The organism is Pseudomonas sp. LBUM920 (assembly GCF_003852315.1).
GTDB lineage: Bacteria > Pseudomonadota > Gammaproteobacteria > Pseudomonadales > Pseudomonadaceae > Aquipseudomonas.
The window spans coordinates 5,134,428-5,146,944 of sequence record NZ_CP027762.1 but is presented as its reverse complement, the minus strand read 5'-3'; the positions used below and the strand labels follow the sequence as shown (position 1 = coordinate 5,146,944).

At 60.6% G+C, this 12,517-nt stretch carries 12 protein-coding genes; 9 read left to right on the top strand and 3 right to left on the bottom strand.

Annotated elements, in window-relative coordinates:
* The first annotated feature begins 232 nt into the window (after positions 1-232).
* A complete protein-coding gene (gene fadD1, locus C4J83_RS23795; protein WP_124418332.1) occupies positions 233-1,924 on the top strand; it encodes a long-chain-fatty-acid--CoA ligase FadD1 in 1,692 nt (563 codons plus the stop codon).
* Positions 1,925-2,090: 166 nt separating this feature from the next.
* On the opposite strand, the gene C4J83_RS23790 is transcribed toward fadD1, so the two are convergent.
* Complete coding sequence (locus tag C4J83_RS23790) at positions 2,091-2,468, bottom strand: hypothetical protein (protein ID WP_106578452.1); 378 nt, start codon at positions 2,466-2,468, stop codon at positions 2,091-2,093.
* A gap of 198 nt (positions 2,469-2,666) precedes the next feature.
* Here C4J83_RS23790 and C4J83_RS23785 point away from each other — a divergent pair, with 198 nt between their 5' ends.
* From C4J83_RS23785 to def, 3 genes are all read left to right on the top strand, one after another.
* Entirely contained in the window at positions 2,667-2,852 is a 186-nt protein-coding gene (locus C4J83_RS23785; protein ID WP_076015848.1) for a CsbD family protein, read from the top strand.
* A gap of 181 nt (positions 2,853-3,033) precedes the next feature.
* Positions 3,034-4,002 carry a YihY/virulence factor BrkB family protein gene (locus C4J83_RS23780; RefSeq protein ID WP_119741488.1) on the top strand — a complete coding sequence of 323 codons (969 nt, stop codon included), beginning with the start codon at positions 3,034-3,036 and terminating at the stop codon, positions 4,000-4,002.
* Positions 3,999-4,538: a peptide deformylase gene (def, locus tag C4J83_RS23775; RefSeq protein WP_106578454.1), complete on the top strand. Its 540-nt coding sequence runs from the start codon at positions 3,999-4,001 to the stop codon at positions 4,536-4,538. Before C4J83_RS23780 ends, def begins: the two co-directional genes overlap by 4 nt.
* A 136-nt stretch (positions 4,539-4,674) precedes the next feature.
* Here the strand turns inward: def and C4J83_RS23770 are convergent, their stop codons facing one another.
* Together C4J83_RS23770 and C4J83_RS23765 are read right to left on the bottom strand one after the other, a co-directional pair.
* A complete protein-coding gene (locus C4J83_RS23770) occupies positions 4,675-5,493 on the bottom strand; it encodes a class I SAM-dependent methyltransferase (RefSeq protein ID WP_124418331.1) in 819 nt (272 codons plus the stop codon).
* A 66-nt stretch (positions 5,494-5,559) separates the two neighbouring features.
* The gene (locus C4J83_RS23765) at positions 5,560-5,991 is read right to left on the bottom strand and encodes a GNAT family N-acetyltransferase (RefSeq protein ID WP_106578456.1); all 432 of its coding nucleotides are present in this window, start codon (positions 5,989-5,991) and stop codon (positions 5,560-5,562) included.
* Positions 5,992-6,292: 301 nt separating this feature from the next.
* Between C4J83_RS23765 and C4J83_RS23760 the strand changes: the two genes are divergently transcribed.
* The 5 genes from C4J83_RS23760 (at position 6,293) to C4J83_RS23740 (ending at position 12,454) form a co-directional block, all read left to right on the top strand.
* Positions 6,293-7,222, top strand: coding sequence for a fatty acid desaturase (locus C4J83_RS23760; RefSeq protein WP_106578457.1), 930 nt, complete (start codon positions 6,293-6,295; stop codon positions 7,220-7,222).
* Positions 7,223-7,231: 9 nt separating this feature from the next.
* Positions 7,232-8,023 (top strand): phosphate/phosphite/phosphonate ABC transporter substrate-binding protein, encoded by a 792-nt coding sequence (locus C4J83_RS23755; RefSeq protein WP_124418330.1) that lies wholly within the window; start codon positions 7,232-7,234, stop codon positions 8,021-8,023.
* Positions 8,024-8,131: 108 nt separating this feature from the next.
* Positions 8,132-8,641 (top strand): sigma-70 family RNA polymerase sigma factor, encoded by a 510-nt coding sequence (locus C4J83_RS23750; RefSeq protein ID WP_106578459.1) that lies wholly within the window; start codon positions 8,132-8,134, stop codon positions 8,639-8,641.
* Positions 8,638-9,576, top strand: coding sequence for a FecR domain-containing protein (locus C4J83_RS23745; RefSeq protein ID WP_124418329.1), 939 nt, complete (start codon positions 8,638-8,640; stop codon positions 9,574-9,576). The genes C4J83_RS23750 and C4J83_RS23745 overlap by 4 nt, the downstream gene beginning before the upstream one ends.
* A 241-nt stretch (positions 9,577-9,817) precedes the next feature.
* On the top strand, positions 9,818-12,454 hold the full coding sequence (locus tag C4J83_RS23740) for a TonB-dependent receptor plug domain-containing protein (protein WP_124418328.1): 2,637 nt from the start codon (positions 9,818-9,820) through the stop codon (positions 12,452-12,454).
* Positions 12,455-12,517 lie beyond the last annotated feature (63 nt).

Below are 12,517 nucleotides of genomic sequence, written 5' to 3'. Positions count from 1 at the left end.
TGGGATATTTGATCGCTGCTTAAAGTGTGACCAAATATTGTAGGACAGTCATGTTTATGACCGTAGGGGCCCCTTTTGGCTCTAGGCGGCCCTTGGCAAAGCTGCTACTCTCGGCGCGCTTTGTGACTTCTCGGCCTGCTTGAAAGCGCCAGACTCACCTTAAAAAAACATACACCAATAATAATCGCATCAAATGCGATGATGAATTCGCGTCGCTGAGGAGTGGGCTTCCATGAACGAAGACTTTTGGAAGGATAAGTACCCCGCCGGGATTGCTGCAGACATCAATCCAGACGAGTATCCAAATATTCAGGCGGTACTGAAGCAGTCCTGCCAGCGCTTCGCCGACAAGCCGGCTTTCAGCAACCTGGGCAAAACAATCACCTACGGTGAACTGTACGAATTGTCCGGTGCTTTCGCCGCTTACCTGCAACAACATACCGACTTGAAGCCTGGCGATCGCATCGCCGTGCAACTGCCCAACGTCCTGCAATACCCGGTTGCCGTGTTCGGCGCCATCCGTGCCGGCCTGATCGTGGTCAACACCAACCCGCTGTATACCGCGCGGGAAATGGAACACCAATTTAATGACTCCGGGGCCAAGGCCCTGGTCTGCCTGGCGAACATGGCGCACCTGGCTGAAAAAGTCGTGCCCAAGACCGCCGTCAAACACGTGATCGTCACTGAAGTCGCCGACCTGTTGTCGCCGTTCAAGCGCCTGCTGATCAACAGCGTCATCAAGTACGTGAAGAAAATGGTCCCGGCCTATCACTTGCCCAAGGCGATCAAGTTCAACGACGTGCTGGCCAAGGGGCACGGCCAGGCGGTCAATGATGCCAGCCCGGCCAGCAGCGATGTTGCCGTGCTGCAATACACCGGCGGCACCACCGGCGTGGCCAAGGGCGCGATGCTCACCCACCGCAACCTGGTCGCCAACATGCTGCAATGCAAGGCGCTGATGGGCTCCAACCTCAACGAAGGTTGCGAAATCCTGATCACGCCGCTGCCGCTGTACCACATCTATGCCTTCACCTTTCATTGCATGGCGATGATGCTGATCGGCAACCACAACATCCTGATCAGCAACCCGCGCGACTTGCCGGCGATGGTCAAGGAACTGTCGAAGTGGAAGTTCAGCGGCTTTGTCGGCCTCAACACGTTGTTCGTGGCGCTGTGCAACAACGAAGGCTTTCGCAAGCTGGACTTCTCTGCGCTGAAAGTCACCCTTTCCGGCGGCATGGCCCTGCAACTGGCCGCGGCCGAGCGTTGGAAAGACGTGACCGGTTGCAACATCTGCGAAGGCTACGGCATGACCGAAACCAGCCCGGTGGCCACGGTCAATCCGATCCAGAACATCCAGATCGGCACCATCGGCATTCCGGTGCCTTCGACTGTGTGCAAAGTCATCACCGATGACGGCGTCGAGCTGGCCCTCGGTGAAATCGGCGAACTGTGCGTCAAGGGCCCGCAAGTGATGAAGGGCTACTGGCAGCGCGAAGATGCCACCGCCGAAATCCTCGACGGCGAAGGCTGGTTGAAGACCGGTGACATCGCGATCATCCAGCCTGACGGCTACATGCGCATCGTCGACCGCAAGAAAGACATGATTCTGGTCTCCGGCTTCAACGTCTATCCCAACGAATTGGAAGACGTGCTGGCAACCCTGCCCGGCGTGCTGCAGTGCGCGGCCATCGGCGTGCCGGATGAAAAGTCCGGGGAGCACATCAAGATCTTCATCGTGGTCAAGCCCGGTGCCACCCTGACCAAAGATCAGGTGATGGAGCACATGCGCGCCAACGTCACCGGCTACAAGGTACCCAAGGCCGTTGAGTTCCGTGATGCGTTGCCGACCACCAACGTGGGCAAAATCCTGCGACGTGAATTGCGTGATGAAGAACTGAAGAAGCTGGGCCTGAAAAAGTAACCCAATAAAAAACCCCGCAATTGCGGGGTTTTTTTATGCCTGGATTGGAATGCAATCCAGATGCGGGAGCGGGCTTGCTCGCGAAAGTGGCGGGTCAGTAACACATCCGGCGACTGACACACCGTGTTCGCGAGCAAGCCCGCTGCCACATGTTTGATCTGCGTTTTTACACCGCAAACTGCGCGAAGCTCACACCCGCACCTGCCGGGCGCACATCGGTGAGGAACGAATCCTTGTCCGCGCTCAGCTCCAGCGTGATCTCCGGGCTGCGCTTGCCTGCATTGCGCACTACCAGCCCTTCAAGTTTTTCACGCAAAAATGCTGTCGGCACCTTCAGGTGCAGCAACTGGTCGGACTCGGCGTTGTGCATCAACAAGTGAATCCACTCGTACTGGCCCACGGCAATACGGCCCACCGGCAGGTCGAACCACCAGATGTTGCGTTTGCGGTCCAGGTCGGTGAAGTGGCAGTTGTTGAGGCCGAGTACGGCACCGCCCAGTTCCTGGTTTCTGCGGGCGATAGCCTGTGCTTTATTGAGTTTCATAACCTTCCTACGGGATCTGTTATTCAGCGTTATAGCCTGAATGTGCGGGGCATTCTCGTGGGTTGGCTGCAAAACATAAAGCCAAACCTGCAAGCGGCGATGAAATGCCCGTCGAAAAATAATTGAAACTCTGCCGAACAGCCTCGGGTCAATCTCTACGTAATGACCAAAAACCTCGATTGTTCCAGGAGAAATACCATGAGCAGCACATCGGATAAGGCAAAAGGTTTGGCTAACGAAGCCGTCGGCAACGTCAAGCAAGGTGTTGGCAAAGTGACTGGCAACGACAAGCTGCGCGCCGAAGGCGTGGTTCAGGAAAAGAAAGGCGAAGTGCAGAAAGCGGTGGGCGATACCAAAGACGCGGTAAAAAAAGCCACCAAGTAAGTCTGAATCGTTGGCTGTATGCGTGCAGCCCGACGGCCATCCACGGATGGCCGTTTTTATGTCAGATGCTGCAACTAAAATCTGGTAATTGTTTCAAAGTCGCCAAGTAGGCTACTTTTGATGTAGAAAACGGCCCCTGAGTCGCCCACGACCTCACCCTTTTGCGGCGAAAGGAGACGCTATGATTTTTCCGGTATTACAAGGTTTACCCCTGCATAAGGTGCTGGTGCGCACCGTCAAGGAATTCGTCGATGACGAAATGCCCACCTATGCCTCGGCACTGGCCTACCAGATGCTGTTCTCATTGTTTCCCTTCCTGCTGTTCCTTATCGCCCTGATTGGTTTCCTGCACCTGCCGGACTTCTTCACCTGGCTGCGCATGCAATCGGAACTGGTGCTGCCGCCCCAGGCGCTGGAGCAGGTCAACCCGGTGATCGACCAGTTGCAGCAGTCCAAAGGTGGCTTGCTCTCCGTTGGTATCGTGATCGCCCTGTGGACCGCCTCCGCCGGTGTACGGCTGATGATGAGCGCGATGAACGCTGCCTACGACGTGGTCGAAGGCCGTCCGATCTGGAAGCGCTTCCCGCTCTCGGTGTTCTACACCGTCGGCATCGCCGGCATGCTGCTCGCTGCAGCCGCCTTGATGGTGCTTGGCCCGCAGGTGATGGAGTGGCTCGCCGGACAGATCGGCATGCAGGAATTTGTGGTGACTTTGTGGACCATCCTGCGCTGGCCGCTGATCGTGATTCTGCTGATGTTCGCCGTGGCCCTCATGTATTACGTGATGCCCGATGTGGAGCAGAAATTCCGCTTCATCACGCCCGGCTCGGTGCTCGCCGTAGTGGTGTGGATCGTTGCTTCCCTGGGCTTTGGCTATTACGTCAAAACCTTCGCCGACTACAACGCCATGTATGGCAGTATCGGTGCGATCATCGTCCTGCTTCTGTACTTCTATATTTCCGCCGCGGTGCTGTTGCTGGGCGCGGAGATGAATGCCGTGATCGAACACATGTCGGCTGAAGGCAAGGACCCGGGAGAAAAGGAGTTCGATGAACCCGCCGAAGAAGTTTCTGACACGGATGAAAAACAGCACGTCTCAGGCCTAGGCCGGGACCACTCCAAGCCCACACCCATTGAGCCTGATCGATGATCCGTGAAATCCTGAAAATGGGCGATGAGCGCCTGCTGCGTATTGCACCGCCGGTACCGCCGGAAATGTTCGACAGCCCCGAGCTTTGGCAGTTGATTGACGACATGTTCCAGACCATGGAACACGTCGGCGGCGTTGGGCTGGCCGCACCGCAGATCGGCGTCGATCTGCAACTGGTGATCTTTGGTTTCGAAGCCAGCGAGCGATACCCGGATGCGCCGCCGGTGCCGCAGACCATCCTGATCAACCCGTTGATCACACCGCTCAGCCCGGTGGTGGAAGAGGGCTATGAAGGCTGCCTGTCCGTGCCCGGCCTGCGTGGCGCGGTAGACCGTTATCAGCAGATTCGCTACGAGGGTTTCGACCCCAAAGGCGAGCCGATTACGCGCATCGCCGAGGGTTTCCATGCGCGCGTGGTGCAGCATGAATGCGATCACCTGATCGGCCGGTTGTACCCCTCGCGGATTACCGACTTCAGCAAGTTCGGGTTTATCGAAGTGATGTTTCCAGACATGGACCCGAACGCTGACGAATAGCTTTCAGGCCCAATGAGATCCAAATGTGGTAGCGGGCTTGCTCGCGAAAGCGGTGTATCAGTGACTTGTCCTGTGACTGATACTCCACATTCGCGAGCAAGCCCGCTCCCACATGTGCATTGCATTGCAAAGCGGGTTATTTGGCCGGTTTCACAAACCGCAACGTCATCCGATCCGACTCACCAATCGCCACATACTTGGCCTTGTCCTGCTCACCCAACTTCAATGCCGGCGGCAAGGTCCATACGCCACCGGGGTAATCCTTGGTGTCCTTCGGGTTGGCATTCACCTCACTCTGTCCCGCCAGCTTGAACCCGGCGTCCGTTGCCAGCTTCACCACCTGCGCGGTGGTCAGGTAACCACTGTCCTTGATCGCTTCCAGATCCGCCCCATCCTTGGCGCGATGATCTTCCACGCCCAGCACCCCGCCGGGCTTGAGCACCGTGTAGAACGCGCTGAAGGTGGCCGGCGCGGTGCCCGCGTCAACCCAGTTATGCACATTGCGAAAGGTCAGTACGGCATCGGCCGACGCAGGCTTGCCGAACACCGGCGCCTTGGGATCGAATTCGACAACCTCGGCCTTGGCATAACGCGCTGGGTCGGCGGCGAATTTCTTTTTCAGGTTCTGTTCGGACGTCGCGGCGTAAGCACTGCTGCTCGCAGCCTGCACGGCGGCGACGTAATGCCCATGGTCCTTGAGCAACGGCGCCAGGACCTCGCTGTACCAGCCGCCGCCCGGGGTGATTTCGATCACCGTCTGCTTGGCGCCCAGGCCGAAGAATTCCAACGTTTGCTGCGGATGGCGATAAACATCGCGCGCGCTGTTGGCCGGGTCGCGCCAGCTGCCGGCAAGCACGCTGGCGTACTGCGCGGCGGTAATCGGTGCGTCGGCTGCCTGGCTGAGCGTTGGAACGAGGAGGGCGGTGAGGGACAGAGCTGCAAGCGTGGTTTTCATGATCATCCTGTAAGGGGCCACTGTGCCGTCGAGGCTAGCATGGGCCCTCTACCGGGCGATCACACATTATCCGAGGTGCACCTCACCCTTGGTTATAAGCCCCATGGCGATCATTGGTTTATTGCGTTTGTAGCGTACCAGCCGCTCGCTGAGCGATTGTGGCAGCACCGTGTCCTGAGTGAAGCCCATGCGCCGGTACAGACCTTCCAGATCCGGATGGCACAGCAGCCACACTGTGCCTTCCACTTCGGCCACTGCCTGCAGAATCAGCCGCGCCGCCAACCCGTTGCCGCGGTACGCGGGGTCCACAAACACCCCCGTCAGCCACTGTCCACCCAGCACCGGGCTCAGGCACAACCCGGCCACGATCTCGCTGTCGCGCGCCACCCATAAACGCCCGCCTTTGATGGCTTTCATCGACGAATCGTGGCTACGGTAAAACTTGTTGAGCAGCGGCCACAGCGGCGCTGCCAGCGGTTCGAGGTGCAGTTCGGGCATGGTCTTCAAGCGAGCAATATCAAGGGTCGGGGATTATAAGCGCCTTCTGCCCGGCAATAGGTGGTATACCCACTGTTACATCCCCTTCAGTTGAGCATGCATCATGGCCAAAGGTATGGATTCAAAGAAAGCCGCGAAGAAGAAACCGGCAAAAACCGCCGATGAAAAACGCGCCGACAAGAAAGCCAAGAAGTCCGACACAGGCCTGTTCGGTCACTGAGTTACAAGCTTAGAACCAAACGGTCTGCAAGATTTTCAAGCCTCAATGCACAGAGCAGGAAACACCTGCTCTGAGCTGCCGATGGCCAACTACCTTGATCTGACCCAGCGCCGGGAAATCGAAGCCCTGGTGCACCGTTTTACCGCCCGGACCGAATGGCCGACCTGGCTGTTGCTGATCGGCGTGTACACCGGCTGGTTCGCCGTGATGCTCGCCAGTCAATGGCTGGGCCTGTGGCTGAGCACCTTGCTGCTGATTCCGTTGGTGACGCTGTGGCTGTCGGTGCAGCACGAATTGCTCCACGGCCATCCCACCCGCTCGCTTCTTGTGAACAAACTGCTCGGCTATGCGCCTTTTGCCGTGTGGTATCCCTATACGCTGTACCGCGAAAGCCATTTGTTGCACCACAACGATGAAGACCTGACGCTGCCGGGCATCGACCCGGAAAGCCGCTACCTCAACCAATCCCAATGGGACAACAGCTCGTTGTTCAAACGCAGCGTGCATTGGCTGACCAAAACCGTGCTCGGCCGTTTCCTGCTCGCGGCGCCGTTGGCAATTGGCCGACTGGCGCGTCATGAGTTTCAACGCTTGCCCCACGTGTGGCCGATGTGGCTGGCCCACGGCGCCGTGACCCTATTGATGCTGAGCTTCATTGCCCACTGCAGCGCACTGCCGGTGTGGCACTACCTGCTGCTGGTCAGCGTGCCGGCCTTGTCGCTGGCGTCGATCCGTTCCTACTATGAGCACCGTCCACACCTGCAGCCGGAACAGCGCACCGTCCTCAACGAAGCGGCCTGGCCCTGGACCTGGCTGTTCCTCAACAACAACCTGCACCTAGTGCACCATGACTTGCCGAAACTGCCCTGGTACTTGCTGCCCACCGTCTACCACGCCCGCCGCGAACAATGGGTGGCGCGCAGCGGCGGGTTTGTGGTGCAGGGCTACGGCCAATTGATCAGCCGCCACGGCCTCAAGGCCATCGACAGCCCCCGGCACCCTTTTGCCTGAGAGACGCCCATGAGTGATCACTACGCCGAACTGCTGATGTACGTCGCCCCCGAAGCGGTGCAGCGCGCCAACCAGCAGTGGTTGGCGCGGATAGTCGAGCGTCTGAATCTGAGCCGCCGCAACGCCGACCACCTCGACCTGCACGGCCTGTGGCTGGCGCCCGAACTGCTCGTCACGCAAACCTGCGGCTATCCGCTGATGACCCAACTGCGCGGCCAGGTGCGCGTGATCGGTCGCCCACGCTACGAGTTGGCCCACAGCAGCCAGGGCGAACATTGCAGCCTGCTGCTGGCCCGCGACGACGACCCGCGCACCGCACTGGCGGACTTCTACCTCAGCCGTGGCGTGATCAATGGCCATGACTCCAACAGCGGCATGAACCTGCTGCGCGAACGCCTCGCGCCGTTGCAGCGCGGCGGTCGTTTCTTTGCCAGCGTCGGCATCAGCGGCGCCCACCGTGAAAGCCTGCGCTGGCTGCGCGAAAACCTTGCCGACCTCGCCGCCATCGACAGCGTCACCTACGACTACCTGGCGCGTTTCGCCCCGCAGGAAGTGGCGGGGCTGCGCATCATCACCCGCAGCGCGCCGAGCCCGACCTTGCCTTACATCGGGCCGCTTAGGCTGAGCGATGAGCACGTGGCGCAGATCCGCGAGGCAATGAACCTGGCGTTGCAGGATTTGCCGCAGGTGGTCGACACGCTGGGTATCCAGCAAGTGCTGCCCGCGCGCGAAGACGACTACCGCGTGCTGTTGGATTACCAGCAACAGGCGGTCAACGCGGGTTATGCGAAGCTTCAATAAGGTTATATAAAAATACCTTTTAAATATTATTAAAGAATAAGCCGCCTTGCTAGGATCGCTCCACCGGAACACCGGACATAACGCGCAACCTACTCAGATGGAGCCACTATGTCCGGCGCCGACACTTCTCACAGCGATTACGTGGGCGGATTGTTCCGCAGTCATTACGACTGGCTGTGCAGCCGTTTGCACCGCCATCTCGACTCGCGTGCCCACGCCGAAGACATCGCCGCCGACACCTTCGTCCAACTGCTGAGTTCGCCAGGCGTGGTGCCGATTCGTCAGCCCCGCGCCTTGCTCACCACCATTGCCCAGCGCCTGATGTACCAGCTGTGGCGCCGGCGGGATCTGGAGCGCGCTTATCTCGATGCCCTGGACAACGACGAAACCTGCACCGCACCGTCTCCCGAAGACCTGGCGCACATGCTCGAAGCCTTGCAGGCCATCGACCAGTTGCTCGACGGCTTGCCGGCCAAGGTCAAGGCGACCTTCCTGCTGTCGCAACTCAATGGCCTGACGTATCCCGAGATTGCCGCTGAACTGGGGATTTCCCAACGCTCGGTCAGCGACTACATGGCCCGCGCGCTCAACCGTTGCCTGCGGCTGTGCCTGGAATGAACGACGCCTTGATCGACAGCGCCACGCGCTGGTACGTGCTGCTGCGTTCGGGCGAGGCCACGGCGGCGGACTGGCAACGCTATCACCACTGGCGCGCAGCCGACCCGCGGCATGACGCGTTGTGCCGGCAACTGGAAACGCGCCTTGGCGTGTTTCAGGTTGCGCAAGCGCAGGGCGTAAGCGGCAAGGTTCTGCAGCAAGCGCTGGATGCGCCTTCCAGCCGCCGCCATGTCTTGCAGGTCGCATTGGCGGGTGCAGGCGTGGCCATGGGCGCTGCGCTGTTGAGCAAACCCATGGGGTTAGCGGACCTGACTGCGGACGTCCGCACCGGCACCGGTGAACGTCGCACCGTTACCCTGGCCGATGGCAGCGAGTTGTTGCTCAACGCGCAAAGCGCGGCGGATATCCAGTTCGACCCGCAGCGGCGCCTGGTGCGCCTGCGCGAAGGCGAGTTGCTGGCCAGGGTCGCCAGCGACCGCAACCGCCCGTTTCTGATTCAGACCGAGCAGGCGCAGGTGCGCGCCTGCGGCAATCGCTTTGTGTTGCGCGAGCGGCAAGGGCAGGGCCAGGTCGTGGCGCTCGATGGCGCGCTGGAAATCGATCGTCAGAGCGGCGAACGCCTGCAACTCGCCGCCGGCCATGAAGTGCATTTCGACCGCGCCGGCTTCGGCCCGGTGCAGGTCAGTTCGGCCGGCGCCACGGCGTGGATCGACGGCTTCCTGCAAGTGCGTGACCGTCCGCTGGCCGAAGTCATCGACGCGTTGCGGCCCTATCACACTGGCGTGTTGCGCCTGGACCCGTCAGTCGCCGGCTTGCGCGTCAGCGGCCTTTATCGGCTGGACAACCCGCAGCAAATCCTCGACACCCTGGCGCGCACCTTGCCGATCCACATCACCCGCCGCACCGGGTTGTGGGTGACCGTCAATGCGGCCTGACGGACTTGCTCGGCCAATGTGGGAGCTGGCTTGCCTGCGATGGCATCACCTGGTTGTGGCTGATGGACCCAGTCGCCTGCATCGCAGGCAAGCCAGCTCCCACAGGGGTGGGGTTTTCACTTCGCGGGTGGGTTCTATCGACATAACCAAACGATCTGCAAGTTTTGCCCCCGCCATCCCACATCACTCCCGTAAGCGCTGCGGGGAGCAGCGTTCTCGAGTTTCCTTGGGGGGAGCCAAAGTGAATCAGTTCAACCGTGTGCCGCTTCGAACCTTTGCCCTGGTGCCGTTGGCCAGCCTGTTTCTGTCATTTGCCGCCAGCGCCGAAGAGGCGCGTCAGGTCTACCACATCGCCCCCGGCCCGCTGGATGAAGTGCTGTTGAACATCAGCCGCCAGAGCGGCCAGGTGATTTCCTTCACGCCACAACTGGGCAATTATTCCTCGGCCACTGTCGACGGTTCGCTGTCAGCGCACCAGGCGGTAGACGCCGCGCTCAAGGGCACCGGCCTGCAAGTGCAGGTGAGCCCGGACGGTGCGTTCATCATCAAGGAAGGCGCAGCCAAAAACGCGACCAGCAGCGTCAAGGCGCAGACCAGCGCCGCGCAGGCGCCGACCCTCGACCGCGTGGTCGCCATCGGCACCCGGCGCAGCAATGCCACCGCCCTGACCAGCAGCGCGCCGGTGGATGTGATCAACGCCGAAGAACTCAAGCAAACCGGCGCCACCAGCCTTAACCAAGCGCTGTTCCAACTGCTGCCGTCGTTCAACTTTCCGCAGAACAACAGCGCCACCCGCGGGCAAGACCCCAAGGGCGCTTCCTTGCGTGGCCTGTCGCCTGACCAGACCTTGGTGCTGATCAACGGCAAGCGCCGGCACACCTCGGCGGTGGTGAATATTTCCGGCGGCGTGCCGTTCATTGGCGCCCAGCCGGTGGACCTGGACATGATCCCCATCAGCGCCATCGACCACGTCGAAGTGCTGCGTGATGGCGCGTCGGCACAGTACGGCTCCGACGCGGTGGCCGGGGTGGTCAACATCGTGCTCAAGGAGCGCGACAGCGGGGGCGGCATCAACACGCAACTGGGCAAATACGCCCAGGGCGATGGCTTCAGCAAAACCACCGACGGCTGGTACGGCATTGGCCTGCCGGGCGATGGCTTCCTGACCCTGAGCTTCAACACGCTGAACAACAAGCCCGACGACATTGGCGACAAGTACATCGCCGACGGTCACGTGCAAGACCCACGCTGGGGCGGCGCCGGGCGTGACAAATACAACCTGGCGGCCAACGCCGAGATCGGCCTGAACGACCAATGGCGCGTCTACAGCTTCGCCACCTTCGGCCAGGACACCTCGGTGAACAACACGCCGCCGCTGTTGGCCAGCAGCCCGAACAACGTTGCCTCGATCTACCCCGGCGGCACGATTCCCAAGTACCGCTATCGCTACGAAGACGGCGCCATCACCGTGGGCACGCGTTATGAAGACGACAGCATTGGCCGCTTCGACCTGAGCGCCACCTACGGGCGCGACGAGCACGACGAGCTGGCCTTCAACACGGTCAACCCGAGCTACGGCGCCAACAGCCCGACCAAGTTCAACGTCGCCACGCTGGTCAACGACCAGACCAACATCACCCTGGACTACGCCAAGGACCTGGACGTGAACTGGTCCAGCCACCCGCTGACTGTCTCCGGCGGAGTGGCGTATCGGCATGAGCAATATCGCCTCGAAGCCGGCGACTACGATTCCTATTCCTACGGCGGCATCGATGGCGTACAGGTTGGCGCGGTACAAGCCTCGGGCCTGACCCCGGAAGACGCCGGCACGTTTAAACGGGACGTGGGCGGCGTGTATTTCGGCCTCGAAAACCAGGTCACCGACAAGCTGCAAGTCGGCGTAGCCGGGCGCACCGAGCACTACTCGGACTTCGGCTCGGCCACCACCGGCAAGCTCTCGGCGCGTTATGACTTCACCCCGCAAGTGGGCGTGCGCGCCACGGTCAACAATGCTTACCACGCGCCGAGCCTGGGGCAGATCGGCACCTCGTGGACCACCACCACCAACCTGGACGCCAACGGCAACCCGGTGTTGACGCGCATGCTGCCGGCCGACAACCCGGCGGCCCGTGCCCTTGGCGCACAACCGCTCAAACCTGAGAAATCGACCAACTACTCGTTGGGCCTGGTGCTGCGACCGGCAGAAAATGCCTCGCTGACCATCGACGCCTATCAAATCTCGATTCGCGACCGCTTGCTGTTCAGCGGCGGCATCTCCGGGCCACTGGCCGAGCAGATCCTCACCAATGCCGGCTACGGCCAGTACTCTTGGGCGCAGTTCATGACCAACGCTGCCGACACCCGCACGCGCGGCGTCGACATCGTCGGCAAGTACAACCTGGACCTCGCGCAGTTCGGCAACCTGGCCCTGTCCGCCGGCTACACCAAGGCGCGCACCACCATCGAGAAAGTCCACGAAAACCCCAACGGCTTTGAAGTGCTGACCCGCGAAGCGCGTGGCTTTATCGAACACGGCTACCCCGAAGACAAACTGGTGTTCGGCGCGGTGCACACGCTCAACCAATGGACCATCGCCCTCAACCAAACCCGCTACGGCAAATACCGCAAATACGCGGCCAGCGAGACCAACGCGCAGTACGACCAGGTTTTCAGTGCGCAATGGAGCACCGACCTCGACGTCAACTACGCGTTCACCAAGCAACTGCGCGTGTCGGTGGGCGTGAACAACCTGTTCGACAGCAAACCCGACGACTTCAACAGCCGCCTGCGCCAGACGCCGGGCCAGCAATACAGCTACCTGTCACCGACCGCGCCGGAAGGGGCGTTTTACTACACGCGGCTCAGTTATGACTTTTAACCCACTGCAATAGCACACCGATCAAGTGTGGGAGCTGGCTTGCCCGCGATAGCGATGTTGAAG

What these genes read in the sequence shown, in the direction of transcription:
- fadD1 (WP_124418332.1), top strand. Translation starts at nt 233, where the DNA reads ATGAACGAAGACTTTTGGAAGGATAAGTACCCCGCCGGGATTGCTGCA.
- C4J83_RS23790 (WP_106578452.1), bottom strand. Translation starts at nt 2,468, where the DNA reads ATGAAACTCAATAAAGCACAGGCTATCGCCCGCAGAAACCAGGAACTG.
- C4J83_RS23785 (WP_076015848.1), top strand. Translation starts at nt 2,667, where the DNA reads ATGAGCAGCACATCGGATAAGGCAAAAGGTTTGGCTAACGAAGCCGTC.
- C4J83_RS23780 (WP_119741488.1), top strand. Translation starts at nt 3,034, where the DNA reads ATGATTTTTCCGGTATTACAAGGTTTACCCCTGCATAAGGTGCTGGTG.
- def (WP_106578454.1), top strand. Translation starts at nt 3,999, where the DNA reads ATGATCCGTGAAATCCTGAAAATGGGCGATGAGCGCCTGCTGCGTATT.
- C4J83_RS23770 (WP_124418331.1), bottom strand. Translation starts at nt 5,493, where the DNA reads ATGAAAACCACGCTTGCAGCTCTGTCCCTCACCGCCCTCCTCGTTCCA.
- C4J83_RS23765 (WP_106578456.1), bottom strand. Translation starts at nt 5,991, where the DNA reads ATGCCCGAACTGCACCTCGAACCGCTGGCAGCGCCGCTGTGGCCGCTG.
- C4J83_RS23760 (WP_106578457.1), top strand. Translation starts at nt 6,293, where the DNA reads ATGGCCAACTACCTTGATCTGACCCAGCGCCGGGAAATCGAAGCCCTG.
- C4J83_RS23755 (WP_124418330.1), top strand. Translation starts at nt 7,232, where the DNA reads ATGAGTGATCACTACGCCGAACTGCTGATGTACGTCGCCCCCGAAGCG.
- C4J83_RS23750 (WP_106578459.1), top strand. Translation starts at nt 8,132, where the DNA reads ATGTCCGGCGCCGACACTTCTCACAGCGATTACGTGGGCGGATTGTTC.
- C4J83_RS23745 (WP_124418329.1), top strand. Translation starts at nt 8,638, where the DNA reads ATGAACGACGCCTTGATCGACAGCGCCACGCGCTGGTACGTGCTGCTG.